Here is a 26,369-nt window from a genome sequence, read left to right on the forward strand (position 1 = left end):
GCGGCTTCATCCAGGCCGAAGGCGACTTCGGCGAGGTCGAGGGCTTCACCGCCCGCGCCGGGATCAAGTTCAGCTGGTGACACGCAACAGCCCGGCCGCCGCCTGAAAGGGCGGCCGGGTTGGCGGGCCCCGTGCCGTAACGGCGTCCATAACGTCGCGGCGAGATCAGGCGCTCAACGTAATTTCGTCGCGCAGCCGTCGATACGACTTATTCGGCTTCGCGTCGGAGGGCGGCTGGATCACTGAAAGGGTCGGCTCCACCCCATACGTCCGCTGCACAGCCTCTGTGAGACCCCGCCACGCCGTGCGGCGCCGGCGTCCTTCTATCCAGTGAGTTCTTTCCGAATGGCGTCTTCACCGGTCGATCACGTTTCAGGGTCAGCGCTCGACGTCACCCGCGCCCTGATCTCTGTCGCTGGCGATGACGATGACGCGTCCCGGAGCCTGCTCCGCGCCAAGGTGGATCTGCTGCGTTCGCAACTCGACCCCGATTTTCTGTTCAACACCCTGAACAGCTTGTCGGGGTTGATCATCGGGGGGCGCGCGTCCGATGCGGACCGCCTGGTCGGCAACCTCGCGCGTTACCTCCGCGCGCCATCCGGGGCCGAAGAGCCCGCGGTCATATCCCTCGAGCGGGAAACGGGGCTCGCCTGCGCCTTGCTTGAGATCGAGGCTATACGAATGGATCGTCCTGATTCCGTGAAGGTCGCACTCGAGGCTGGCGTGGAAGATCGGGAAACGCCTTGTCTTATCCTTCTGCCTCTTGTGGAGGCGGCGGTTATGCAGGGACGCGACGCAGCCCCCGCCCTGTACGAGACCACTCTGACCGCAGGCGCGCAGGGCGCGGACACCCTGGTGGAACTGGAGCTGCGGTTCGATAGACCCGCAACGCTCGGTTCGCCCCGATTTCGCGAAGCGATCAGGCCCCTCTCGCAGAGACTTTCGATGATGTATGGTTCGGCGGACCGGCTTGAGATCGTGTTTGGCGTCGACAGCGTGGCGGCGCGCCTGCGTCTGCCGGCGGAATGACCTGGGGGAAACGGCCATGACCTTGCGCGTGCTGTTGGTCGATGACGAGCCGCTGGCGATCCAGCGACTCGAGAGCCTGTTGCGCGTCATGCCGGACGTGGAAGTGGTCGGCTTTGCACGCGACGGCGAGGAAGCCGCCGATGAGATCACCAGGCTGGAGCCTGACCTGGTGTTTCTGGACATTCGCATGCCGAAACAGAGCGGGCTGGCCCTGGCGCGCAGCCTTCGCGCCCTGCCGACAACGGAAGTGGTGTTCGTCACAGCCTTTGATCATTTCGCGCTTGAGGCGTTCGACACCGATGCCGTCGATTATCTCCTTAAGCCGGTTGAGGCCGAACGCCTGGAGACCGCTCTTCACAAGGCCCGCCGACGGCGTCTCGTGGCCCAGCTTGGACAGGCTGAAGGCGTTGCCGAGCCGAAGCCGCGTGGCGACGGCTATCTGGACGGCTTCTGGGTCGATCGGCGCAAGGGCAAGGTCTGGGTTCCGCTGGCCGTCATCCGATGGATCGAGGCGGCGCGGGATTATGTCATCCTGCATACGGACACTGAATCCTACCTGATGCGCTCGACCATGGAGGCGCTGGAGCCGCAGATCGCCGTCCGCGGCTTCCTTCGCGTCAGTCGCTCGGCCTATGTAAAACTCTCCGATGTCGCCGGTTTCCACAAGCAGGGCAGCTACACAACGGTCGTGGCGTTAGGGGACGGCACTGTCGTTCGCGTCGGTCAAAGTTTCGTCGCCGCTGTGCGTGCGCGTATGGAGGATCTCGGCGATGCGGACGGCGCGCCGACGAGGGGCTGAGGCAAGAATGGCGGGACCACAGTTCAACGGAAAAACGCCGCGAGAACGCCCGTGACCGCGCAGCGGGGCGAGCGTCGGCTGCAGTGGCTGGCCCTGGCGATCTGGACGGGCTTCATCCTGCTAGAGACGCTCATCGACCCCGGAATCTTGCCGATGGCGATCGTCTGGGCCGCCCATGGGCTTCTGCTCATGATGCTGCTGCGGGTGGGCCTGGAACGCGCGCCATCCCGAGGCGGCGCCCGGCTGGCGGTCTTTCTGGTGGCGCCGATCGCGGCGGCCTTCCTTCAGACCATTCTGGATTTCGTCGCGACGCGGTGGATCGGTGAGGCCTTGCTCCGGGGCTTGACTGCGCCGCCGCCAGGTTACGTCGTTTCACCGATCGGCCTGCCGCCGCTTCTGGTCTTCAAGATCAGCTTGCGATCCTATTTGTGGATATTCAGCCTCTACGCCGCCGCTGTGGCGCTGCTCGCTGTGACGCGGAACGAATCGCGCGCGCGTGAGGACGTGTACGCCGCGCGGCTCAAGGCCCAGCGGGCGGAACTCGACGCCTTGCGTCTTCAGGTCAATCCGCATTTCCTGTTCAATGCGTTGAACGGCTTGGCCTCAGTGGCGAACCGCGAGCGGGCAGGCGAGATAGAGCGGATGGCGCTCGGCCTGGCGCGCTTTTACCGCGGCAGCTTCGTCGAGATCGACCGCGAGACTCTTCCGTTGAGTGAGGAACTCGAAAACGCCCAAGCGTTCCTGGAGCTGGAGAGCCTGAGACTGGACAAGCTGGCGTTTCACTTGGACTGTCCCGACGATCTGCTGGGGGCGCCAGTGCCCGCCATGATCCTCCAGCCGCTCGTCGAGAACGCCGTCAAATACGGCGTGGCCGGTCATGACGATCCGCCCCCGATCCGCATCATGGTCCGAGAGATGGAGGGGCGGATCGAGTTGGTGTGCGAGAGCGGCCTGTCGCCCTATCCGGACCCTCCGGGCACCGGCAGCGGCTTGGTCAATGTGCGCCGTCGCCTGGAAAACGCCTTCGGTCCTGCAGGAACGGTTTTCCAGGAACATGGCGAAGATCGTTGGCGCGTGACCCTGACCTTGCCCCGAGCGGGCGTCGGTGAGCCAGTGGGCTAAACGCGCGCAGTTGGGCCGTCACAGGCCGCCTGCACGTCAACGGTGGGCAGCGGCAGGGCTGCCCTCATCATTTCCTGGCAGGTCCAGCGGACAGTCCAGCTCAAGCCGGCATGTCCAGCAGCATCTGGGCGACCGCCTTGCCCTGGGCGTCGAAGCGCAGGTTGGCCATGCCGCCACCGTTCAGCGCGCCGTGCAACAGGAAGTTCAGGGCGTGGCTGCCGGGCAGGCTGAAACGCTCGACACGGCGCGCGCCCAGGTGGGCCAGATAGTCGGCCACGCGGTCCGCCGTCAGGCGGTGCTCCAGCATGGCGAAGGCGTCGGGCGTTCTGGCCACGACGCCGATGTTGATGATGTCCCCCTTGTCGCCGCTGCGGGCCACGGCATGGTCAATCAGCAGTCCGCCGGGCGAAGGTGCTCCGGCAGTTGTCGTCGTGGGCGCAGGCGTCGGGAAGCGAACATCAGCATTTGCCTGAGAGACGTCTGCCGGCTGGATCTGGCGCGTCCGCCCTTCGATGGTGACGAGGGCGGGCACGGACAGCCGGGCGATCAGGACCGCCCCGCCCCGGATCAGCGGCGAAGGCGCGGGGCGGCCGCCGGCGACGCCGGTGATGCCGGGGCACATGGCGGTCGCGGTCGGGAAGATTTCGCGCGACAGCAGGTTCAGGATGGCCGGGTCGTCAGCCGCAGCCGCCACCTTCAAGATGACTTCACGGGTATCGCCGGCCCTGGCGTGCGGGCCATAGCTGGCCTCGGATCCCAGCGCCTCGACATCGGTGCGGGCGAAGGGCGTCAGGCCCTGTTTCGCGCCCAGCCGCGCCACGCGCTCCAGAATGGCCTCGCCGACGCGGCGTGCCTTGTCCGCCGCGTCGCGGCCGCCGATCATCAGGGTGGCCGTCAGCCGCCAACCCGCCTGCCAGGTCGCGCTGACCTTGTAGTCGGCCGGCGCCGGTCGCCCGCGCGCGCCGGTGACCCGAACCTGGTTCTCCGCCGTGGTTTCGAACCGGACGTCGCGCAAGTCGCAGATCACGTCGGGCAGGCGATAATCCGCCGGATCGCCGATCTCGTAGACCATCTGTTCCGTCAGCGACAAAGGCGAGATCAGGCCGCCGCTGCCCTCGGGCTTGATGATGTCGAAGGCCCCGTCGTCGCGGCAAACGGCGATGGGAAAGCCCATGTCGGCCCAGCCGTCGGCGACCGCGCGCCAATCGGTGAACAGGCCGCCGGCGCCCTGTGATCCACATTCGATCAGATGGCCGGCCAGCGAGCCCTGGGCCAGACGATCCCAGTCATCGAACCGCCAGCCGAACCGGTGGATCAGCGGCGCCAGGGTCAGGGCGGAATCGGCGCATCGGCCTGTGACCACGATATCGGCCCCGTCGGCCAGCGCCGCGACGATCCCTGCCGCGCCCAGATAGGCGTTGGCGCTGAGCAGGGTGTCCGGCAGCGGCTCGCCGCTGAACATGTCGAGGGCGTTCGGGGGAAGCCGATCCATCACATCGTCGCCGGTCACGGCCGCGATCCGGAGCGAGACCCCGGCCTGTTCGGCGGCGGCTTCCAGCGCCTGGGCGCAGGCGACGGGGTTCAGCCCACCGGCGTTGGCCAGCAACCGGACACCCCTGGCCTTGATCGTCGCCAGGTGGGGCGTGATTGCGCGCTGGAAGTCGGGGACGTAGCCCAGATTGGCGTTTTTGACCCGCGCCCGCGCCAGCAGCGCCAGCGTGATCTCGGACAGATAGTCATAGACGATGTAGTCCAGCTGGGGGCAGGTCAGCAGCTGCTCGGTCGCCGCGTCGGTGTCGCCCCAAAAGCCGGAGGCGCCGGCGATCCGGATTTCATTGCTCATGTGCGGGGCTCATGTGATCGTCCATGCAGGCGCGCGCCGTTCGCGGCGAGCGGCCAGTCCCTCCAGCGCCTCAGGGCCCGAGGCCAGGTCACGAAAGGCCTGCGCCATGCGCTCGTCCGGACCGCCATCGGCGGAGATGCGGCGCAGGAAGGTTTGGCGACCCAGACGCATGGCCCGGGGGCCCATGGCGGCGATGGCCGCAGCGGTCTGCGACACCTGAGGGTCGAGTTCGGTCGCTGGCGTGACCGTGGTGAAGAAGCCGGCGTCCAGCGCTTCGGCAGACGACAGCCTGCGTCCCGTATAGGCCATCTCGGCCACGCGGCGGGTCGACGCCACACGCAGCAGGTAGGGCAGGATCATGAAGGGAAACAGGCCCACGCGACCCTCGGGCGTCACGACCGAGGCGGCGTCCGATGCAATGACGATGTCGGCCGCGCACAACAGGCCGACACCCCCACCCGCCGCCCCGCCGTTGACGCGGGCGATGATCGGGACGGGACAGTCATCCATGGCGGCCAGCAACCGGGTGAACCCCGCCGCTGTCCTTTCCGGCAGTGGGCCGGACAGATCGGCGCCCGAGCAAAAGGCGCGCTCGCCGGCGCCCGTCAGCACCACGACACGAGCATCGCCGGGATCGGCGAAGGCGTGGAACAGGGTGTCCACGGTGGGGCCGTCCAGAGCGTTCGCCTTATCCGGGCGGTCGATCGTCAGGGTCAACACCGCGCCGTCGCGCCGCTGGGCCACGCTGTCCGCCCGGGTCATGACGGGGCCTTGATAGAGGCCAGCACGCTGTCGTTGTCCTGACCCTTGCGGGGCGCCGGGGAATGAATGCCCGGCAAGCCGTCGCTCCATTCCGAGGGGCAGGCCATCATGCGGATGTCGCGCCCGGTGGCGTCGGTCGTCGCCTGGAAGAAGCCGATGCTGGTCAGGTGCGGATCTTCCAGCAGGCTGTCGAAATCGTGGACCGGGAAGATTGGCACGCCGTAGGGGCGCAGGGCGGCGCGCCAGTCCTCGGTCGTGCGGGTCATCAGGATCTCCTCGACCAGACCGTACAGGGCTTCGATGTGGCGGGTCCGCGTGCCCAGATCCTTGAAGCGGGGGTCGGTGTCGAACAGATCGGGGCGACCCGCCAGGTTCAGGAAGGCGCGCCACTGGGCGTCCGTATAGACGGTGCAGCAGACATGGCCGTCCAGCGTGCGATAGGGCCGGCGCGTCCGCGCGGTCAGGCGCGGATAGCCATAATCACCCTGTGGCGGCTGGAAGGTGTGGCCGTACAGATGATCGCCCATGACGAAGCTGGTCATGGTTTCGAACATCGGGATGTCGACCCGCTGTCCCTTGCCCGTCCGCGAGCGGGCGTACAGGGCGGCCGAAATGGCGCCGAAGGCATAGTAGCCTACTGCCCTGTCGGCGACGGTGACCGGCGCATAGGCGGGCGGACCACCCGTGGCGACGCCGACGGCGTGGGCGAAACCGGAGGCGGCCTGGATCAGGTCGTCAAAGGCGGGTTCGGCCGCATAGGCGCCGCGCTGGCTGTAGCCAAAGACGCCGGCAAAGATCAGCCGCGGGTTGAGCGCATGCAGACGGTCCCAGCCCAGCCCCAGCCGGGTCATGGCGGCGGGACGGATGTTATAGACCAGCACGTCGGCGTGGCGCGCCAGCTCCAGCAGGGCCGACAGGCCCGCTTCGGATTTCAGGTCCAGCACGACCGAGCGCTTGTTGCGATTCAGGTGCTGGAAGATGGCGCCCAACCCATCTTCGCCGCCCGGCCCGACCGGTCGGATCATGTCGCCGTCGGGGCTTTCGATCTTGATGACCTCGGCGCCCAGGTCGGCCATGCACACGGTGGCCAAGGGCCCCATGAAGACCGACGTCAGGTCCAGGATGCGGACACCCGCCAGCGGGCCTTCGCCCGTCCTGGGCTCAATAGGATCGGGGGAGGTCAAGCACCTTCTCCGCAATGAAGTTCAGGATCATCTGGCGCGACACCGGGGCGATGCGGCCGATCATGGATTCGCGGAACAGACGTTCGACGTCATACTCCCTGGCGTAACCCATGCCGCCCAGCGTCAGGACCGCAGCCTCGCACGCGGCGAAGCTGGCCTCGGCGGCCATGTATTTGGCGGCGTTCGCCTGGGGACCGCACGGCTGGCCGGAATCGTAGAGGGCGGCGGCCCGCATCATCAGGGCGTCGGCGGCCTCCAGCTTCGCCCAGGCTTCGGCCAGGGGGTGGGCCACGCCCTGGTTGGCGCCGATCGGGCGGCCGAACACCTCGCGCTCGCGGGCATAGACGGTGGCTTTTTCCAGCGCGGCCAGGCCCAGACCGATACAGCCGGCGGCCACCAGAATGCGCTCGGGGTTCAGGCCGTGCAGCAGGATTCTGAACCCGTCGCCTTCCGCGCCTATGCGGTTTTCGACGGGGACTTCCAGATTCTCGATGAACAGCATGTTCGAGTCGACGGCGGCGCGGCCCATCTTGTCGATCTCGCGGATCTCGACTTTGGATCGATCCAGCGGGGCGTAGAACAGGCTCAGCCCCTTCAGGCCTTCGCCGCCCGTGCGCGCGACGATCAGCATGTGGCTGGCGATCTGCGCGGTCGAGATCCAGATCTTGCGGCCGGTGATCAGATAGCGGTCACCGTCGCGTCGGGCGACGGTCTCCAGCTTGCCCGTGTCCAGGCCCGAGTTGGGCTCGGTGACCGCGAAACAGGCGTGATGCTCGCCCGAGATGATCGGCGGCAGGAAGCGCGCCTTCTGGTCCTCGGTTCCCGCCGCCACCACGGGGTGCAGGCCGAAAATGTTCATGTGCACGGCGGATGTGCCCGACGCCCCGGCGCCCGAACCGGCGATGGCCTTCAGGATCAGGGCGGCCTCACGGATGCCCAGGCCCGACCCGCCATAGGCCTCGGGCATGGCGACACCCAGATAGCCCGCGTCGGCCACGGCTTGCCGGAACTCCACCGGAAAACGGTGCTGTTCATCGGCCGTGCGCCAGTATTCGGCCGGGAAGTCCGCGCACAGCCTGCGCACGGACTCCGTCAGCGCGTCCGAGGCGAAGGCCTCGTCGATGCCGCTCGACATGGCCTACCGCGTGAACGGATAGGGCAGGTGACCGACCGCATTATTGGCCGCGGCGGCGTGGTAATAGGCGAAGGCGTCGACCACGAAGCCGGGGCTGCCGTCCTCGTTGATCATCTGCAGCGGCCCGCGCGAGATGATCAGAGCCTCGCCCCATTCGTCATTCTCGGTGATCGCAACGTGGGTCGAGCCGGCGTACTCATAGGTGTAGTCGCCCGGCCCCGACGTGCCTTCGCCGACATAGGACCAGTGGCCGGTCGGGCTGAGGTTCAGGATCTCGACCTCGCCCAGATGGCGGTGGGCGCCGACGCCAGTCCGGTAGCGGAACAGCATGGTGTGGCCCAACGTGGCCGGATCGATCCGCAGCAGCTTGAACTGGGCGCAGTGTTCATGGCCCGGGAACGACGACCACGGAATGTCCGCGACATTGACGAAGATGGCCGGCGGCACCGGCGAGTCAGGCATGGCGGCCAGCTGTTGACCGGCCAGGTCAGCGGCTTCGCGAGCGGACGGCGTGGTGTTTGACATCTGTCGATCTCCCCATGGCCCGGTGCATTTTTTTGAAGCTTCCGACCGGGCGTCGTTGCATTGAACGTGCTTGTTCGTATAAATCTTTGACCGTTCTGTCAAACGAGTGTTCCGGCCCATGATTGAAGTAGATGTGATCGTCGTCGGCGGCGGCCCCGTGGGGCTGAGCGCCTCGATTCAGCTGAGCCGCCTGGGGGTGCGCCATGCGGTGATCGAGCGGACGACGGTGGTCAGTCCGCACCCGAAATCCCGTCTGCTGAACCCGCGCTCGACCGAGTTGATGCGGCTGTGGGGGCTGGAGCAGGCGGTGCTGGACGTGGGTGTGGGGATCGAGCCCAAATTCTTCTTCGGCAAGGATCTGGTGTCGCCCTGGGATCAGGTGTTCGAGCCCGCCGCCTCGATGAGGGATCCGCTCACCCTGTCACTCAGTCCGTGCGCTGTGGCCGGGATGCTGGTGTCGCAGGACGTGCTGGAGCCGATCCTGCGCGAGGCGGCGGCGGGCTATGACACGGCCGACGTGCGGTTTGGCTGGGAGGCCGAGGTGATCGCCGACGGACCGGACGGCGTCGAGGTTCGGGCGACCCGGATCGGCGCCGACAAGGCCGACGTCTTTCGCGCCCGCTATCTGATTGCAGCCGACGGGGCTGGCAGCGCCTTGCGGCGCCGCGCAGGCATCGGCGTAACCGGGGCGGACCGGACGCTGGAGGCGATCAGCGTGCTGTTCCGTTCCGACCTGACGAAGATCGTGGATTCGCCCGCCGCCTTCTTCGCCCTGTGCAATCCCGACACTGTGGGAACCGCTGTCATCGCGCCGGTGGACGCCCATGGCCGCGCCGCCCTGCTGGGTCGGCCAAAGGTGATGGACGAGACGCCGCTGGACCAGATCGACTGGGTCGCAGAACTGCGCGCCGCTGTGGGTGTGCCTGACCACGAGTTCGAGATCATCGACGTGCGCGCCTGGCGCGCGACCGTGGCCGTGGCCGAGTCCTATCGATCCGGCTCGACCTTCTTCGTCGGCGATGCGGCGCATTTGATGCCGCCGAACGGCGGGTTCAACATGAATACGGGCCTGCAGGACGCGCATAATCTGTGCTGGAAGCTGGCCGGTGTGCTGGCGGGCTGGGCCGATGAAAGCCTGCTGGACACCTATGATCGCGAGCGCCGCCCGATCGCCCTCTATAACGCCGCCGAGGCGGTGCGGAATCTGAAGACGCTGGTCGACAAGGATGAAACGGGGCGGGCGGCCATGTTCCGCCGCGACCACTATGTCCACCCCGGCCTGGCGCTGGGCTATCGCTATACCGACGGCGCGATCGCCTTCGAGCCTGATCAGTCGCGCGAGGCGGACTGGGAGGTCGGAACCTATGCGCCGTCGGGTCAGCCGGGCGCCCGCGCGCCGCACCTGTGGCTGGATGACGCCCAGGAGACATCGCTGATCGACCTGGCGGAAACCGGCTTTGTTTTGCTGGTTGCATCGGATCCGCGCGGCGCATGGCGGGCTGAGGTGGATCGCGTCGCTCGGGCCGAAGGCGTTCCGCTGCGACTGGAAATCGTCGGTGGTCGGGCGCGTCCGAATCCCGAGGGGCGGGACTTCTCGGCTCTGTACGGCGTCGGCCTCGACGGCGCCGTTCTGGTGCGGCCGGACGGCCACGTGGCGTGGCGAGCCGGCGATCAGGGCCAGGCGCGGCAGCTTGAGGTCGGACTGCAGGCGGCCCTGTGGGGCGGGCCTACTGCGCAAGAGCTCAGGCGGTGGCCGGCTCCGGCGTGATCAGGCCGCTGGTCAGCATCTCGATGATCCAGTCCGCGTGGGCCGACACGCTTTCCGGCGTCCGCGTCTCGACGCCGTAGATCTGACGCACCAGCGGTTCGGCCATGAACAGGGTCGAGACCGAGCCGATCAGGATGTGGGACAGGTTGGGCCGCGGAATAGGCTTCAGGCGGCCTTCGGCCTCAACCCTGTCGAACAGGGCGTTCAGCTGGTTGTGCAGGGTGTGCATGTATTCGGTGGTCAGCCATTCCAGCCGTTCGCTGTCCGCGCGCATTTCGCCCAGCACGATGGTGACGCGTTCGGGGTGACGGGCCGAGAACTGCACGAAGGCGCGGATGAACATCTTCAGGCTGTCCAGACCGCTCAGATCCCGGGACAGGTCGATGACCGCCGAATAATGCGCCTTCAACTCGTCGAAGATGTGGGCCATGACCTGACGCCACAGCAATTCCTTGCTGCCGAAATGATAGAGCAGCAGCGGGTGGCGGGTGTCCGCCATCACGGCGATGTCCATCAGGGAGGCGCCGTCGTAGCCGTCGCGGGCGAAGATCGTCAGGGCGGCGTCCAGGATGTCACGGCGCAGAACGTCAGTCGGCCGGGTATTGGTCCGCGTCTTGCGACGGGTCGGCGTCTTGGCCATGACTGTCCTGCTTTCTGCGACACGATCCGCGCCGGCAGCGCCCTAGTCGCGTTTAGAGGTCCGGCTTGTCAATCGAATCCCGGATAAGATGAGAAACTTTCTCATGTCGATATCGGATTGACAGGATCGTCAAATATTCTGATGGTGACGATCAAGGCGCGCCGCAGCCGCGGAAGACGCCAGGGGAGGTTTGTCGATGACGTCGAATGCCAATCATGCCCGGCGGAGCCTTGCCCGCCTCATGCTCACGACCGCCATGGTCGCCACGCCGCTGTTTCCCGGCGCCGCGCTTGCCCAGTCCGCGCCTGCCGGCGGGGAGCAGGTGACCGCCCTGGGGGATCTGGTCGTGACGGCCCGCCGTCGTGAGGAAACCCTGCAGGAAATCCCCGCCAGCGTCACCGCCCTGTCCAGCGAGACGATCGAACGCGGCGGCGTGCGCAATATCGAGGATGTCGCCCGCCTGACGCCGGGCCTGACCTTTGTGTCGCTGGGCAGCAATTTCGCTCTGCCGGTCATTCGCGGCCTGTCGACCAATGTGGGCGAGTCGAACGTCGGCTTCTTCATCGACGGCGTCTATCAAGGTTCGCGATCCGGCATGGATCGCCAGCTGTCCGATGTCGAACGGATCGAGGTCATCAAGGGGCCCCAGGTCGCCCTGTATGGCCGCAACGCCTTCGGCGGCGCTATCAATGTGATCACCCGCGCGCCGTCCAACGACCCGTCGTTCCGCGCCTCGACCACCGTCGGCCAGTATGACCGCCTGGAAGGTTCGGCCGTCGTTTCCGGACCGCTGGTTCAGGACCGCCTGTTCGGTCGGCTGGGGATGTCCTACGCCGAGCGTGGCGGCTTCTACACCAATGATCTGACGGGCGAGGATCTGGATGACCGCCGCGCCAGCACCCTGTCGGGCGCCTTGTTGTGGCAGGCGTCGGATGCGGTGTCGTTCGACCTGCGTGCATCGTGGGAAGACACATCGACCGGCGACAACCCCGGCTATTTCAGCCTGAACGACAACCCGGTGCTGTTCGCCGGTCGCTCGCAGATCCTGCTGGGCGAGGTGCCGACGCAGACCAAGGGCTTTGCCGTGACGCCCGGTGGTTTCGACCGTGAAAGCAGCCTGGTGTCGCTGACCGGGCGCTGGGACATCTCGCCGACCCTGCAGGCGTCGTCGATCACCGCCTACAGCCAGCTGGAAAGCCAGCAGCGCACCGACAACGACTATGGTCCGGCCAGCCTGGGCTTCCAGACCCAGGACACGGACCTGAGCGTCTTCTCGCAGGAGTTCCGCCTGGACTATGCGGGCACGAACATCGACGCCCTGCTGGGCCTCTATTATTCCGATCAGGAACAGGCGTCGGTCGATCTGGACATGGTGACCTCGCCCGCGCTGGAGGCCGCCTTGCCGGGGTCGCTGCGATCGACGCTGTTGCGCAACACCGAAACGTCGGAAGTCATGGCCCTGTTCGGCAGCGTCACGTGGCGCTTCGCCCCGGCCTGGTCCGTGGATGTGGCGGGTCGCTTCTTCCGCGAGGAAAAGAACCTGGATCCGTTCCAGAGCAATCCCTACACCAACGTCGTTCTGACCCCCAATCCGGCGCTGTCGCTGACCGAAGAGCATTTCACGCCCAGTCTGGCCCTGTCGTGGGAGGTCACGGAAAACGCGCGCCTGTATGGCTCGGTGGCGCGCGGCGTGAAGACCGGCGGCTTCAACGCTCTGGCCAACGTCACGGCGGCGGAACGCTATTATGACGCCGAAACCAGCTGGAACTATGAACTGGGGCTCAAGACCTCGCTGATGGATCGCCGCCTGTACGTCAACGCGGCCCTGTTCCAGATCCAGTGGGAGGACCAGATCGTCCGCGCGCTGGGCTCGCTGGGCGCCACGCTCAACGCCAACGCGGGCCAGACCACGTCGCAAGGCGTTGAACTGGAGGTTCTGGCGCGGCCGACCGAGGGGCTGAACCTGACCGCCGGCTATACCTATACCGACGCGACGTTCGACGATTACTACTATCCCTCGCTGCAGGCCTCGTTCGGGCTGGACCCGTTGCTGGACGGCAAGACGCTGCAATATGTGTCAAAGCACATGTTCACGGCCAGCGCCCAGTATCAGGCCTCGCTGGTCAATGACTGGGACTGGTTCGTGCGGGGCGACCTGAACCACCGTTCGCGTCAGTACGGCACCACCACCAACATGTTCTGGGTGGGGGCGCAGACCAAGGTCAACTTCGCCTTCGGGTTCGAGAACCCGCGCTGGGCCATCGAGTTCTGGGCCCGCAACCTGCTGGATGACGAAACCCCCGGCATGTCGATCCAGCAACGCAATCGCCGGTCGGCGGCCTTGCCGCCGGCGGGTCAGGGTGTCTTCCAGACCCTTGCTTTTGCGCCGGAACCGCGCAACGCCGGGGTCACTCTTCGCTTCCGCTACTAGACGAGCATGCCAATGACTGACGGCGGACGGCGCGGCTGGACCGTAGTGGGCGGCTCCTTCCTGGGGGCGGCGCTGGGGGCCACGGTTCTGGTGCCCTACAGCTTCGGCTATCTGATCGCGCCGCTGGCCGCCGAGCGTGGATGGGCGCGGGATCAGTTCGCATCCGCCGTCAGTCTTTATATGCTGACCCTGCTGGTCCTGCTGCCCTTCGCGGGCAGGGTCATCGACCGGCTGGGCGCGCGCAGGGCCGCTGCGGGATCGATGGTCGCGATGGCGCTGGTCTTTCTGGCCATCCCGGCCTTCGCCTCCAGCCTTGCAGGATTCCATGCGGCTTATGTGCTGCTGGCCTTCGCCGCCGTCGGCGCGTCTCCGCTCAGCTACGCCCGGGCCGTGACGTCATGGTTCGATCGCAGGCGAGGACTGGCCCTGGGGGTCGCCCTGTGCGGTGTCGGTCTGGGGACGGCGCTGTTGCCGTCCTATGTCCAGATGCTGATCGGCCTGGGCGGATGGCAGGCGGGCTATATGGGCGTCGCCGGACTGCTGGCGGTGGTCGGCGCGCCCGTCATCTGGTTCACGGTGCGCGAACAGGCCCAGCCGACGGCCGTCCGCGCGGCGGGCGACCGGGGACTGATCCGTCAGGCCATGGGTCAGAAGCGGTTCTGGAAGATGCTGATCAGCTTCTTCCTGCTGGGTCTGGGCATCAGCGGGGTGACCCCGATGCTTCCCGCCATCCTGGAAGGGCGCGGCGCCGACGTGGACCTGGCCGTCAAGATTCAGGCCTGCCTGGGCCTGTCCTCGATCATCGGACGGCTGGCCGGCGGCTGGCTGATGGACAAGATCTTCGCCCCCTGGGTGACGGTGGTGGCCGCCACGTCGGCCGCGATCGGTCTGGCGCTTTTGCTGCAGGCAGGGGAATGGGGTCTGGTGGCCGCCGCGGCGGGCGTGGGCCTGGGCCTGGCGACCGGCATGGAAAGCGATGTCATCGCCTATCTGAGCAGCCGCTATTTCCCGTCCTCGATCCTGTCCACTCTACTGGGCATCATGGTCGCCGCCTATCTGGGCGGCGCGGCGATCGGTCCGCTGGTCCTGACGCTGGGCGAGCGGTGGGCAGGCGACGCGGTCTTCCTGATCGTTGCGGGACTTTTGTGCGCGGCGTCGCTGATGCAACTGACACTGGGACGATACGCCCGGCCCGAGTGAAGGTGTTTCCACTGTCCAGCGATCCCGACCGGGCATCATGATGGGCTTTTCTCCCGTACCCGTCCCGCTCCTGAGCTTCCGCTCGATCGCGGTCAGGGCACTCGCTGTTTGGGCAGGATTGCAGACGCAGCCATGATGGGCGATGCAGGGGAGTGACCCGATCATCGGCCCTGTCCAAGATCCTTCCGGCCCTCGCGCTGGCGCTTGCGCTGGCCGGCTGCGGCCCCTCACGGTCCGTATGGGATTTCGCGCGGGGGCATGTGGGCGCCGGCTCGTCGGCCTTGGCTGATCGTCCTCCATCGCAAGACACCATAACCGACGGCGCCCTGCTGTTCGCCTTCGGGGACTATGGCGGGCTGGACACCGACGCCATGCGGTCGATCGCTGTGCCATGGCGGCTGGCGTCGGCGGCCCTCGTCATGGATCAGGCACCGGATGACGTGTCGCAGTCGTCGCTGCAACGCATTCTTGGTCAGTACGGCTTCTTGCATCCACGGACGCTGGCGAATTGGCCCGGGCAGGGCGGATCGGCGCCGATGCCTGAGGTCGCGCTGGGTGTCACCCTGGGGACCGGGCGTCGCGCCATTCCGCCGCTGGAGATCCAGATCGGTAACATCGGTTGCGCCGCCTGCCATGCGGCTCCGAGCTATGACGCGGCGGGGCGACCCCGGCCGGACGTGGCGTGGCTGGGCGCGCCCAATCCGTCGCTGAACCTGGAGGCCTATACCCAGGCCCTCTACGCCGCCCTGATCGCTGGGGCCGACCAGCCCGACCGCCTGATGGCGACCGCGCGTCGCCTGCATCCCGACATGAGTGCGCGCGAAGAGGCGACGCTGACGACCTTCGTCCTGCCTCGCGTCCGCGCCCGACTGGCGGAGTTGGCGACGACCGGGCAGGGGGCGTTGCCCTTTTCCAATGGCGTGCCGGGCGCGACCAACGGCGTGGCGGCGTTGAAGCTGCAGTACGGCCTGCTGACGGGCGATCCGGACGTGCGGGGACGCGAGACCGGCTTCACCTCCATTCCGCATCTGGCCGACCGGATATGGCGCAGCGCCCTGCTGTGGGACGGCGCCTATGCGCCGCCGGGACAGGCGCGTTTCCGGCCAATGTCAGCGTCCGACCTGACGCCGGTTCATCGCGACCAACTGGCCGCCATCACCGCCTATTTCACCGTGCCCAGCATGGGCGTGTCGGATGATCGCGCCCTGCGGTCGGTGGCGGACGCCGAAAAGGCCTGGGCCTTCCTGCAGACCGTGCGGCCCCAGCCCTTCCCCGGCCGGATCGACGGCGGACGCGCCGCTGTCGGCCGCGAGGTGTTCCAGCGCGCCTGTTCATCCTGTCATGGCGTCTATGAGGAGACGGCGCAGGGGCCGCGCCTGGCCAGTTTCCCCAACTGGGCCGGTGATGTCGGCACGGACCCGACACGCGCGGCGATGATGACGGACAGACTGGCGGCGCGGGTCAACGCTTCGCCCCTGCGCCGGTCGATCTCGGCGACGCACACGGGCGTCTATGCGGCGCCGCCGCTGACCGGCCTGTGGCAGAGCGCGCCCTATCTGCACAACGGTTCCGTGCCCAGCCTGTCGGCCCTGCTGGGGCTGGAGGACCGACCGGCCCGGTTCCGCATCGGCGGCCATGCGATGGATCTGGAGGGGGTCGGCGTCGCCTATCCGGACGGTTACGTCCCCTATGCCGAGCCCGCCTGGGTGGACACCCGGCAGGCGGGTCTGGGCGCACAGGGACATGAGGCGCCGTTCGCCGACCTCAGCCGCGACGACCGGCTGGCCTTGCTGGAATACCTGAAACGGCTCTGATCAGACGATCAGGTCCGCGACCGCACGACGCGCGGGCGGCGGCAGGGCGCCATCGGGCGCGACGCCGATGCGGAAGACGGTGACCACCCGCGCGCCGGCGGGGCGTCCGAACCGGTCTGCAAGCGCCTGAGCCGCCGTTTCATCATCCGCCAGCACCGTCATCGGCGCCGCCGACAAACCTTGCCGCGTCATCTCCAGCCATACCCGGTGCCAGCGACGACCGGTTTCGAACGGCGCCTCGTCCGCCGGGCGGTGGAACAGGGCGACCGCCGCGCTGGATCGCACGACGGCGGCCTCTCCCGTAAGGGCGCCGGCAAGGCCCAGCCGGTCCAGCACCTTGAACACGCCGGGCCTCAGCACCACGCCCGCAGCGGCGGCTTCCAACCCTGACATCTGCATCGCCCGCGCGTTCAGCCCATCGACGGCCCAGCGCGGATCGCGCGGCGACAGCCGCATCCACGCCAGCAGTTCGGCGCGGAAGCCGGCATGGCGAAACCCGCCAAGGCTGGCGCGATCATTCAGCCGCGCGACGTGGTCGATGTCGGCCCGGTCGCGCAGCACGGTCAGGTCCGGCGCGGTCTTGCTCAGGGCGTCCAGCGCAGCCGGGGCGCTGTCGGCCGTGAACGCGCCGCGATAGGTACGGCGCCGGGTCAGGAAGAGCGCGAGAGGATCGGCCGCCGCTTCCCCGGTCACCGTTAGTCGAGCGACCTCGCCGTCTGCGGCTGCGCCCAGCGTCATCCCCAGCCCGCGCAGGCTGGCGGCCAGCACGAAGCCCTCCACCGCCGCGCCGTGGCTGGCGGCCACGTCGCGACCGGTCGGGTCGCCGACGGGCAGGGTGCGGCCCGGCGCCTGAATCGCCGCGACGGTCGCATCGTCGATCCGGCGCCAGCCGGTGGGCTGGATGTTGTGGACGTTGGGCGACAGGGCGGCGTCGGCGACGATGGCGGCAAAGGTTTCCGGGCTCATGACAGCGCCTTGCGGAACAGGTGGGTGCGGTGCAGCCGTTCCGCGCCCAGCCGCTCCATCTGGCGCAGGCTGGCGACGTTGACGTCGGCGATCCAGGTCACGCCGCAGTCCTGATAGCCGCGCGCCTGCAAGGCCCCGACCACCCGCCACAGCATGGCGGCGTTCACGCCGCGCCCCTGCGACTGGGGCATGACGGAATACAGAATGATGACCGCCCGCCGCGGCCGGAACTGCATCGTCAGCCAGGCCCACGGCGTGCGCAGGCCATAGGTCGCGCCCGCGTCCCGCACGAAGGGATTCAGGTCAGGGATGCAGATGGCCACGCCCGCCGGTTCGCCCTTGTGATGGATCACCGCCGACAGGGCCGGGTCCAGCACCCACATCATCTCCCCGGCCTGGAATTCGAACTCTTCGGCGGTCAGGGGGACGAACATCGGATTGGCGTCAAACCCGCCGTTCAGGCACAGCCGCGCCTCTTCCATGCGCGGCTTGAACCGCCGCCGGTCGATGGGGGCGAAGGTCCAGTCGTCCGAGGCCAGGATGGACCGCGCGCCGGGGTTGAGCAGTCGCTCGCGGTCCACCTCGGCGGGGCGGAAACGGAAGGTCGACATGGGGAACTCGGCCGCATAACCCATGGCCTCCAGCCGACTGGCCAGATAGGGCGGGGACCACACCATGTCGGTGAAGGGGGCGTTGTCGAACCCCTCGGTCACCAGCCCCACCTGCTGCATGGCGGTCAGGTTGAAGGGGCCGGCGACCTCGGTATCGCCATGGCGGCGCGCGAAGGCCTCAATCCCGTCGAACAGCAGACGCAGCGCCTCGGGATCGTCGGCGGCGTCCAGGAAACCGAAATAGCTGCGCGACAGGCCGTGTCTTTTGTTCGACGCCGGATGCCGATGTGCTGTCGCGCGCGCGACCGGTCGGCCGTCGCGCAACACGACCAGCGCCTCCAGATCGCCGCCCCCCTTCAGCAGCGGATTCCGGTGCGGGTCTAGATAACGCTTCAGGTCCGCGCGCATGGGCGAGACGTAGGGCGTATCCTTTGGATAGACCACGAAGGGCGTGCGGAAGAAGGCGTCGAAATCGCCCCGGACCAGCGTCAGACTCATGCGGTCGCTCCCGTCCGATGGCGTTCGGCCACCAGCGCGGCCATCCGCTGGAACAGGGCCATGGCCCGTTCGTCCTCCTCGGCGCGGGTCGAGCCGCCCAGTGCGATCAGGGCGATCTGCAGCGGCGCCGCGCCGATAAGAATGGCGTGAGTCGAGGCGTGGCGACGCAGGAGGTCGCGCAACTGCTCGCGCGCGTCCTCGGACCCGGCGCTGTCCAGCCGGGCCAGGTCGGTCACCGTTCCATCGCCGAACGCGGCGCGCAGCAGGGCGGGATCATAGGCCGACAGGTCCGCCCCCTCGGCCAGCACCAGGCCCTGCAACGGCGCGGCGCGCGAGGCGGTGTCGATGAACCGGCCCAGGTCGGTGGTGTCGGCCGTCGCCAGGGTTTCCTCGAACAGCCGTCGCTGCTGATCCCCACCGCCCGACTGGAGCCGCAACAGCACCGACAGGGCCAGCAGGGCCGACACCGTCACCGCCAGCACGCCCCCGGCCTCGATCAGCGACCCGGGCGGTCGCAGCCGCAGCAGGGCGCAGGCCAGCAGGGCGGCGGTCGCCGCCGCCAGCGCCAGCTCCTTCAGCGCGTCGATCCAGCGGCGCGGCGCACTGGCCCCGGCCGCCGCCGCATAGGCCAGCCCCAGCATGCCCAGGGCGCTGAGCCCGAACGGCGAGCCCAGACCGAAATCAGTCAGCGCCAGCAGGCCCGTCGCCAGCAGGGCGCGGCCATAGGAATCCAGCGCCGCATTCTCCATCGGCGCCAGCGACGCGCGATCCCGGAACAGGATCAGCCCCAGCACCAGTCCCAGGGCGATCGGCACATAGAGGGCCAGGTTAAAGGCCCGCTCCATCCCCGATCCGGCCAGGACGGCGGCGACCAGACCCACCACCGTCCCGCCCGCGATCACCAGCTTGACCGGCAGGGGCGCATGCCGCCGCAACAGGTTCTCGGCCAGCAGCAGCGCGCCCAGCGGCAGGGCGCAGGCCAGGATCAGGCTGGCCAGGCCGAACCCCTCGATCCCCGTCGCCCGGGCCAGCGCCCGGCAGGCGTAGAACAGGCCGGCCAGGCCGAACACCAGCATCAGCACGTTCTGAACGGTGGTCCGCCCCCCGCGCCCCGCCAGCACCACGGCGATGGCCAGCGCGCCCAGGGCGCCGAAGCCGTCGACCAGCATCTGGATGTCGTCGATCCCGGTCATGCCAGCAGACGCTGCATCATCCGGCGCACCAACCAGCCCTTGGCCCAGGCGGCCGGGCCCGGCAGGGGCCGCTCGACCCGCGCGTCGCGGACATTCAGGAACCAGCCGCGACAGTCGGTGCGCGTGCGCCGTCCCATGATCAGCGACAGCGCCTCGCCCGCCATCAGGGCGCCCGCTGTGACGACCATGGGGGCGAAGCTCATCCGCTTGCGTTTGCCCGCCGCCATGTCGGCCGCCGCCTGCAGATCGACGTGGGCGTGCGACGACGAATGGGTCAGCACCCACTCGATCTCCTTCAGGAAGGCCTCGCCCGCCTGATCGGCTGAAATCCGCCGCCACGGCGTGCCGCGCGTGGGATAGGCCAGCCGCTCTTCCGGGCGCGGATCGTCCGGCCGCACCAGAATGACCGAAGGCAGGGGCGAGGCGTAGGCGTCGATGACGCTGGCCCCGCAGCGTTTGGCCACGCGATACAGCTCGACCGTCGCCGCCACGTCGTCGCAGCCGTTGACGATGACCGGATAAACGCGCGCCAGCGTCTCCAGCTGATCGGTCCATTCGGCGCCCAGAACGGTCAGTTGCAGGTCCGGATTGATCCTCAGCAGGGCTTCGGCCGTGGCCTGGGCCTTGGGCCGGTCCACCGTGTCGGTGAAGGCGAAGACCTGACGGTTCAGGTTCGACACCTCGAACGTGTCCAGATCGGCGATGGCGATGCGGCCGACCCCGGCGCGGACCAGCATCTGCACACAGGCCCCGCCCATGCCGCCGACACCGGCGACGAAGACCGCGCTGGCCTTCAGCCGCGCCTGCTCCTGTTCGCTGACGAAGCCCAGGTTGCGGGTCGTCATCTCGGCATAGAAGGCGTCGCTCATCGGGCGTCTCTCCACGGTCGCAGCACGCCCCACGGGCGGCTGGTCGACAGCCAGTAGATCAGGGGCAGCACCGCCATCCGCGCGGCCATGATGACGACCAGTCCGCCCAGCCCCATGGCCGTGGTCGGCGGCGCCACCTTGCGCAGGTATCGCCCGGCCGCCGCCATATCGATGCGGCCGATCTGGATCAGGTCGTCGCCCCGGCGATAGTCCAGCCGCTCGCGGCAAAAGGCGTTGTAGGCCTCGATCCGGTGCGGGGCGGCCTGTTCGAACGTCTTCTTCAGCGCGTCCGAGCCGCCGGTATAGGCGTCGGTGATGACAAAGCGCGCCTCGTCGAACCCGGCCTCGGGTCCGACGCCAAAGGCGGCCCGGTGCCGGGCCATGATCTGCCGCGCCAGCGTCAGGTGATCGAAGCTGCGCCGCGTGCCCGCGCGGGGCGAAGGAAAGACGTCGGAAAAGGTTTCGGCCACCATGCCGACCACGGCGGGCACCTGACTGACGTTCGAAATCCACAGCGGCCGCCCCTGACCGGCCAGGAACATCAGCACGCAGGTCAGGCCGTACAGGGTCGCCGACAGGCCGCGCCCCCGGAACGCCGGATCGACCATGACCAGCCCCAGGTGCATCACGTTCGCGGGTCGCCCGGCCAGGTCCACGTCCAGCAGCGACAGGATGTTGAACGCCACCGGCCGTCCCGGCGACCCCTTACGGGCGCCCTGATAGACGATCGTCACGACGCAGTTGCGCAGCCGCTCCACGTCGCCGCCCAGCACGCCATAGGCCAGGGCGTCCTCGTTCAGCGTCAGGGCCGCGATATGCCGCAAATCCGCCAGCAGGACCGCGATCTCGGCCGCGTCCAGCGCCACGTCGGGGCGCTCGACGATGCGAAGCGTCAGATCATGGCCGGATCGCCAGTTCAGATTGATCATGCGCCCGCCGAAACGAACTGCGATGTCGCGCGCAGCCGCTCCACTGAACGGCAGCGCTCGGTCCCGTCAAGTCGCGCGGCGTCGCCTTGCGACCAACGCCCAGATCGTCACGACCACGGCGACCGCCAGCAGGCCTGACCCGATCCCGTCCCAGGCCCCGTCGTCCAGCAAGGCGCCGACCAGGCCGATCAGGCTCAGCACCGCCACCACCACCGGAATGCGGAAGATAGCCCAAGGGGTCAGGTCCTTGCGGCTCATCCCACCCTCCGCCGCCGGGCCAGCCACAGGTAGAGGCCTGAGATCAGGATAACGATGGTCGCCACGTCCAGCAGCGCCCACAAGAGCTTCAGCGCCAGCCCGCCATAGTCGCCGAAATGCAGCGGCTGCGACAGCGACAGCGTCTTCACATACCAGGGCATGGGCGCGACCGCCGCCAGCTCGCCCGTCCGCGCGTCGATCAGGGCGGGCGTGATCATGTGCGTCGTCACCGGCGTGTCGCCGTGGAAGAAGACGGCATAGTGGTGATCGGTCGAATAGGACGACCCGGGAAACGCCACGAACTGCAACTGCATGCCCGGCAGGGCCGCCTGCGCCCGCTTGACCGCCGCGTCCAGCGACGCGCGTTCGCCGGCGGCAACGGGTGCGTCATAGGCGGCGGTCAGGTCCTTCAGCGCGGTGTCCTTCCAGTAGGCGATGATGGGCGTGGCCAAGGTGTTGACCACCCCGGTGACGCCGACGACCAGTACCCAGGCCACCGTCACCGCGCCCAGCAGGTTATGATAGTCCAACCAGCGCGTGCGCGCCGCCTTGTCCGCCCGCACCGTGCCGAACGGCAGTCGCCGCATGAAGGGGGCGTACAGCACCATCCCTGACACCACCGCCACCACCAGCAACAGCCCCATCGCGCCCAGGAACAGCATCCCCGGCAATCCCAGGAACATGTCGGTGTGAAGCTGCAGCAGGAACTCCATCACCGGATGCCCGGCCACCAGCGGCGCGGCGTCGCCGCTAGTGTGGTCGATGGGCTGGAAGTTGAACGGGCCGTCCGGCGCGTCGGGCGCGCGGCTGGTGACGTTCACCACCGGCCGGTCCTCGTCGAAGCTCATGAAGGCGGGGACGTCGCCCGGATGCCGCGACAGGGCCGTCGCCAGCACCTGGTCCAGGTCCAGCTTCGCCCCGTCCGGGTTCGCCGGGCCCCACGCCTGATGCAGCAGCACCTCGTCGATCTCGTGCGTGAACACCAGCGGCAGGCCGGTGACGCAGAGCATCAGCAGGAACACGGTCGAGACCAGGCTCGACCATTTGTGCACCCACGTCCAGGCGCGGATCGTCCGCGTCTTCACCGGCTCAGAAGTCCGCCGAGATCGACAGGCGCCAGGTGCGCGGCGCGCCCAGCGTCAGATAGTTGGACCCCGGATAGCCGCCGACGGCCACCCACTGATCCTCGCCCGCCAGGTTCTCGACCCGCGCGCGCAGGGTCAGCGGCTTGCCGCCCGCCTCGAAGGCGTAGCGCACGCCCGCGTCGAAGCGGGTCCAGGCGTCCAGCTCGACCGTGTTGTCGGCGCTGACCGGCTGCGAGCCAGTGTGCACAGCCCGGCCTTCCACCGTCAGGCCGGGCAGGGCGGTCACGTCCCATTCGACGTTCAGGCTGGCCTGGAAGTCGGGCACGCCGATCGGCGCCTTGCCCTCCAGCGCCGGGTTCAGCGCGCGGGTGATCTCGGCGTCCAGCCAGGTCGCGCCGCCGATCAGCCGCAGGCCCGCGACCGGCTCGCCAAAGACGCTCAGCTCGACGCCCTGATTTTCTTGCTCCGAGTCGGCCGAATAGATGCGGGTGACGGTGTCGAAATACTCGCTGGGCCGGGTGGTGCGGAAGGCGCTCAGCGCGCCGCCGAACGACCCGCCGTCATACTTCACGCCCGCCTCGATCTGTTCCGAGGTGAAGGGGTCCAGCACCTCTCCGGCATTTGAAACTGGTGTGCCGCCGACGAAGGCATCCGCAACCTTTCCGGGCTGCAGTGCCTCGGCATAGTTCGCGTAGAGCGAGACGCGACCGCTGGGTTTGATCACCACGGCAAACACCGGGGTTATCGCGTCGCTCGAATAGCCCGACCCGAACGCGCCCGTCACATAGCTGTAGGTCGCCGTGTCTATCTTCTGATAGCGGGCGCCGACGGTGGCCATGACGCGCCCGTCCAGAAAGGACATCATGTCCGCTACGGCGAGGCCCGATGTCTTGACCCTCTCGGTGATCTGCGGATCGGCCATGTCGCCACCACCGGGATAATAGGCCGTCGGGGGCGCGACAAAGGTCGGGTCGTAGAGATCCCAAGCCACGTTCACGTCGGAATAGGTATAGGCGTTTCGGGACTTCGACTGGACGTGCGAAACTGACGCAACCAGTCGATGATCGACCGCACCGGTCTTTGCATCTGCCCGAATGCCGAAGTCAGCGGACCAGACGGTGTCCTTGCGCAGATTGGCGAAACGGGCAGCGCTCAGCTCTCCCGCGGCCGTGGCGTTCGGATTGGCCAGGACGTTCTCTTCCTCGCCGCTGCGCCCGCCAAAGGCGGCCCAGACGGTCAGGTTATCGCTCAGGTCGAACTCGCCGCGCGCGGCGCCGAACAGCTGTTCCTCGTCGGTGAAGGTCCAGGGCTGGGCGAAATTGCTGTCGGCCGACGGCGGGGTCGGCACGGCGCCCAGCGGCGTCACCTGCGGACGCGGATCGTCGATGCGATGCGACTGCCAGCCCAGGTCGGCCGAGAAGCGGGCGCGCGATCCGCGTCGGTCGACGCCCAGGCCCAGCAGGCTCAGTTCGCTCTCTTGACGGTCGATAGCGCTTTCACCCGCCCGACCGGCCAGGTTCAGCCGTGCGCCCCAGGCATCGTCAGCCCCGAAGCGGCGCGCCAGGTCCAGCGAGCCATAGACTTCATCCGCGCCTTCCCAACCGACCGTCAGCCGGTTCAGCGGCGCGTTCGGCGCGCGCTTGGGCACCAGGTTGAACGCCCCGCCCACGCCGCTACCGCCGGGCGCCGCGCCGTTCAGGAAGGCCGTCGCCCCGTGGAAGACCTCGACCCGTTCCAGCAGCTCGGGCGCCACGAACTGGCGCGGCAGCACGCCGTACAGGCCGTTGTAGGTCATGTCGTCGGAGTAAACCGGGAAGCCCCGAATGACATACAGCTCCTGGAAATTGCCGAAGCCCTTGCTGACGCGCACGGCGGGATCGTTCTGCAGCACGTCGGCGACGCTGCGCGCCTGCTGGTTGCGGATCAGCTCTTCGGTATAGGCGGTGGTCGCGAAGGGCGTGTCCATCACGTCCATGGCGCCGAACAGGCCAACCCGGCCGCCGGTCGCCACCTGTCCGCCGGCGAAAGCGGGTTTCAACCCGACCTGCGAGCCGGTGACGACGATCTCGCCCAGCTCGGTCACGGCGGGTTGCGCGTCCTGGGCCACCGCGGGCGCGCCGCTCCAGACGGTGGACAGGGCGACCGAAGTCATCAGGGCGATAAGGCGTGCGGCCACGGGGGGAGGGCTCCAGCAAAATAAGAATGCGTCGCAATACGACTCATTCCGCAGCGGAGCAAGGCGGGCGGCCCTAACGCAGTGCGTGCGCAGTGACCGCACGAGCGTGCCTTTCCTGCAGGGCAGCACCGGCGGCAGCCGTCTCCAAAAGGAGAGCAGGCCGCCGCCATCCGAGATCAGCTCAGGACGATGATCGCCACGCGGCGATTTTGCGAGCGACCCTCGGGGGTGTCATTCGTCGCGACCGGCGCATCTTCGCCATAAGAGATGGTGGCCATGCGGTTCAGAGCGATGCCTTGCTGGCTCATGAAGCGACGGACGGCTTCGGCCCGGGCTTCACCCAGCTGTACGTTGTGAGCCGCATTGCCGACCGAGTCGGTGTGCCCCTGGATTTCCAGATAGACATTCCGGTTCTCGCTCTTCAGTCGCTGGGCCAGTTCGCCCAGGCGTTGCTCGGCCTCGGGGGAGAGGGCGGAGTGGTCGGTCGGGAATTTCACCGAGTCGTCCGACAGGACCAGTTCGTACAGGAATTTGCCCTCGGCCAGCTTGTGCGCGGCGTTGGCGCGAGCCAGGGCCTCGCCGGCGGTGCCTTCGACGCCAGTCACGCGGGTATCGACGACATCGACCTGTTCCCGCACGAATTTATGGCTTGCACACCCGCTGGCGGTCAGGCCGGCGATCAGAACAACGCCAGTCAGCATCGCCGCTTTAGATGTAAGTTTGATCAAGTTGAGTCTCCTTCGTGCCGGGGCGCTACTCCCAGGTGCTCGCGCGATCGTGAAGTTGCGGCAAGGGAGAGGGCGCTGTGATGACGCCCGTAAGGCCAGAAGGTGTCAGCTTGACTGTAGAAAAACTGGATCGTCGTCGATCATGGCTATGACTTTCGCCAATCCATGTTTGTTCAACCGGCTATAGACACGGTGACGCCGAGCGGATGGCGCTAGATATAGCCAAGCTTTACACAAGCGTTGCTGTATTCAGGGATCTCGGCGCCATGATGCTGACGCGAGGCGATGGTCTGGACGTACAGGCCCGCAGCGGGGGCGCCCTACGGATGCTCATGCCCGATCAGTTCCGTCATGAAGGCCAGGATATTTCGGACGCTGCGCGGCGCCGTCGGCTGGCGCGGCGGAACTCACGCGCGTGGGCCGTGTGCATGAGCCTGATGGCCCACCTGGCGGTGGTGCTGGCCATCCTGGCGGCCCAGCCCCTCCGTTCACTACCGTTTCAGGCGCCGGAGCGTCTGATTGAGCTGACCCTGATCGAGCCGCCGCGCGCCCGTGCGCCGCCCGCGCCCGTTCCCGGCGCCGAGCCGGGCGGCGGTTCGCCGGGCGAGGTCGCTGAAACACCCCCGACCCCCGCGCCCCCTGAACCGACGCCGCCTGAGCCCAAGGCGAAGCCTACGCCGCCACGCCCCAGTCCTCCGCGCCCGCGACCCGCTCCGGTTCGGCCGGTCATTGCGCCGCCGCAGGTGGAGCCCGCCCCCTTCGCCCCGCCGGTGGTGTTGATGGAGGGGCTGAGCGACGCCCAAC

At 67.9% G+C, this 26,369-nt stretch carries 20 protein-coding genes and 3 pseudogenes; 8 read left to right on the forward strand and 15 right to left on the reverse strand.

What is annotated here, in order from left to right; translation table 11 throughout:
* The first annotated feature begins 345 nt into the window (after positions 1-345).
* Genes EON91_RS10135 through EON91_RS10145 form a run of 3 tightly spaced genes read left to right on the forward strand, consistent with a single transcriptional unit; the run spans position 346 to position 2,950 of the window.
* Positions 346-1,029: a sensor histidine kinase gene (locus EON91_RS10135; protein ID WP_292094193.1), complete on the forward strand. Its 684-nt coding sequence runs from the start codon at positions 346-348 to the stop codon at positions 1,027-1,029.
* 16 nt (positions 1,030-1,045) lie between these two features.
* Positions 1,046-1,828, forward strand: coding sequence for a response regulator transcription factor (locus EON91_RS10140; protein WP_292094195.1), 783 nt, complete (start codon positions 1,046-1,048; stop codon positions 1,826-1,828).
* Positions 1,829-1,879: 51 nt separating this feature from the next.
* Positions 1,880-2,950 carry a histidine kinase gene (locus EON91_RS10145; RefSeq protein ID WP_292094197.1) on the forward strand — a complete coding sequence of 357 codons (1,071 nt, stop codon included), beginning with the start codon at positions 1,880-1,882 and terminating at the stop codon, positions 2,948-2,950.
* A gap of 100 nt (positions 2,951-3,050) precedes the next feature.
* On the opposite strand, the gene EON91_RS10150 is transcribed toward EON91_RS10145, so the two are convergent.
* Genes EON91_RS10150 through EON91_RS10170 form a run of 5 tightly spaced genes read right to left on the reverse strand, consistent with a single transcriptional unit; the run spans position 3,051 to position 8,399 of the window.
* Positions 3,051-4,793: an acyclic terpene utilization AtuA family protein gene (locus EON91_RS10150; RefSeq protein WP_292094198.1), complete on the reverse strand. Its 1,743-nt coding sequence runs from the start codon at positions 4,791-4,793 to the stop codon at positions 3,051-3,053.
* A 9-nt stretch (positions 4,794-4,802) separates the two neighbouring features.
* Entirely contained in the window at positions 4,803-5,555 is a 753-nt protein-coding gene (locus EON91_RS10155) for an enoyl-CoA hydratase-related protein (RefSeq protein WP_292094199.1), read from the reverse strand.
* On the reverse strand, positions 5,552-6,739 hold the full coding sequence (locus tag EON91_RS10160) for a CoA transferase (RefSeq protein WP_292094202.1): 1,188 nt from the start codon (positions 6,737-6,739) through the stop codon (positions 5,552-5,554). Before EON91_RS10160 ends, EON91_RS10155 begins: the two co-directional genes overlap by 4 nt.
* Positions 6,717-7,874 carry an acyl-CoA dehydrogenase family protein gene (locus EON91_RS10165; RefSeq protein WP_292094203.1) on the reverse strand — a complete coding sequence of 386 codons (1,158 nt, stop codon included), beginning with the start codon at positions 7,872-7,874 and terminating at the stop codon, positions 6,717-6,719. Before EON91_RS10165 ends, EON91_RS10160 begins: the two co-directional genes overlap by 23 nt.
* 3 nt (positions 7,875-7,877) lie before the next feature.
* Positions 7,878-8,399, reverse strand: a complete 522-nt coding sequence (locus tag EON91_RS10170) for a hypothetical protein (protein WP_292094205.1) — start codon at positions 8,397-8,399, stop codon at positions 7,878-7,880.
* A 118-nt stretch (positions 8,400-8,517) separates the two neighbouring features.
* Here EON91_RS10170 and EON91_RS10175 point away from each other — a divergent pair, with 118 nt between their 5' ends.
* Positions 8,518-10,167, forward strand: coding sequence for an FAD-dependent monooxygenase (locus tag EON91_RS10175; protein WP_292094208.1), 1,650 nt, complete (start codon positions 8,518-8,520; stop codon positions 10,165-10,167).
* Here the strand turns inward: EON91_RS10175 and EON91_RS10180 are convergent.
* Positions 10,142-10,807, reverse strand: coding sequence for a TetR/AcrR family transcriptional regulator (locus tag EON91_RS10180; protein ID WP_292094210.1), 666 nt, complete (start codon positions 10,805-10,807; stop codon positions 10,142-10,144). The two genes, EON91_RS10175 and EON91_RS10180, sit on opposite strands and share 26 nt — an antisense overlap.
* A 241-nt stretch (positions 10,808-11,048) precedes the next feature.
* On the opposite strand from EON91_RS10180, the gene EON91_RS10185 reads away from it, so the two are divergent.
* The 3 genes from EON91_RS10185 (at position 11,049) to EON91_RS10195 (ending at position 16,252) form a co-directional block, all read left to right on the forward strand.
* The gene (locus tag EON91_RS10185; RefSeq protein ID WP_292094211.1) at positions 11,049-13,238 is read left to right on the forward strand and encodes a TonB-dependent receptor; all 2,190 of its coding nucleotides are present in this window, start codon (positions 11,049-11,051) and stop codon (positions 13,236-13,238) included.
* Between the two features lie 12 nt (positions 13,239-13,250).
* The gene (locus EON91_RS10190; protein WP_292094215.1) at positions 13,251-14,438 is read left to right on the forward strand and encodes an MFS transporter; all 1,188 of its coding nucleotides are present in this window, start codon (positions 13,251-13,253) and stop codon (positions 14,436-14,438) included.
* Positions 14,439-14,590: 152 nt separating this feature from the next.
* The gene (locus EON91_RS10195) at positions 14,591-16,252 is read left to right on the forward strand and encodes a c-type cytochrome (protein WP_292094216.1); all 1,662 of its coding nucleotides are present in this window, start codon (positions 14,591-14,593) and stop codon (positions 16,250-16,252) included.
* Here the strand turns inward: EON91_RS10195 and EON91_RS10200 are convergent, their stop codons facing one another.
* The 9 genes and pseudogenes from EON91_RS10200 to EON91_RS10240 all read right to left on the reverse strand — a co-directional run bounded on the left by EON91_RS10200 (position 16,253) and on the right by EON91_RS10240 (position 25,538).
* The gene (locus EON91_RS10200; protein ID WP_292094219.1) at positions 16,253-17,218 is read right to left on the reverse strand and encodes a hypothetical protein; all 966 of its coding nucleotides are present in this window, start codon (positions 17,216-17,218) and stop codon (positions 16,253-16,255) included.
* On the reverse strand, positions 17,215-18,327 hold the full coding sequence (locus EON91_RS10205) for a GNAT family N-acetyltransferase (RefSeq protein WP_292094222.1): 1,113 nt from the start codon (positions 18,325-18,327) through the stop codon (positions 17,215-17,217). The genes EON91_RS10200 and EON91_RS10205 overlap by 4 nt, the downstream gene beginning before the upstream one ends.
* On the reverse strand, positions 18,324-19,520 hold the full coding sequence (locus tag EON91_RS10210) for a hypothetical protein (RefSeq protein ID WP_292094225.1): 1,197 nt from the start codon (positions 19,518-19,520) through the stop codon (positions 18,324-18,326). The genes EON91_RS10205 and EON91_RS10210 overlap by 4 nt, the downstream gene beginning before the upstream one ends.
* Positions 19,517-20,389 carry a ThiF family adenylyltransferase gene (locus EON91_RS10215; protein ID WP_292094226.1) on the reverse strand — a complete coding sequence of 291 codons (873 nt, stop codon included), beginning with the start codon at positions 20,387-20,389 and terminating at the stop codon, positions 19,517-19,519. The genes EON91_RS10210 and EON91_RS10215 overlap by 4 nt, the downstream gene beginning before the upstream one ends.
* Positions 20,386-21,318 carry a hypothetical protein gene (locus tag EON91_RS10220; protein ID WP_292094228.1) on the reverse strand — a complete coding sequence of 311 codons (933 nt, stop codon included), beginning with the start codon at positions 21,316-21,318 and terminating at the stop codon, positions 20,386-20,388. Before EON91_RS10220 ends, EON91_RS10215 begins: the two co-directional genes overlap by 4 nt.
* Before the next feature lie 66 nt (positions 21,319-21,384).
* Positions 21,385-21,576, reverse strand: a complete 192-nt coding sequence (locus tag EON91_RS10225) for a hypothetical protein (RefSeq protein WP_292094231.1) — start codon at positions 21,574-21,576, stop codon at positions 21,385-21,387.
* Positions 21,573-22,756 (reverse strand): annotated as a pseudogene (locus tag EON91_RS10230) (PepSY domain-containing protein). Before EON91_RS10230 ends, EON91_RS10225 begins: the two are co-directional and overlap by 4 nt.
* A pseudogene (locus EON91_RS10235) lies at positions 22,729-24,813 on the reverse strand (TonB-dependent siderophore receptor); the annotation flags it as partial. The pseudogenes EON91_RS10235 and EON91_RS10230, both read right to left, overlap by 28 nt.
* Before the next feature lie 200 nt (positions 24,814-25,013).
* On the reverse strand, positions 25,014-25,538 hold the full coding sequence (locus EON91_RS10240; protein WP_292094233.1) for an OmpA family protein: 525 nt from the start codon (positions 25,536-25,538) through the stop codon (positions 25,014-25,016).
* 455 nt (positions 25,539-25,993) lie between these two features.
* On the opposite strand from EON91_RS10240, the pseudogene EON91_RS10245 reads away from it, so the two are divergent.
* Positions 25,994-26,369: pseudogene (locus EON91_RS10245) on the forward strand (hypothetical protein); the annotation flags it as partial.

Source organism: Brevundimonas sp., assembly GCF_004210735.1.
Lineage (GTDB): Bacteria > Pseudomonadota > Alphaproteobacteria > Caulobacterales > Caulobacteraceae > Brevundimonas.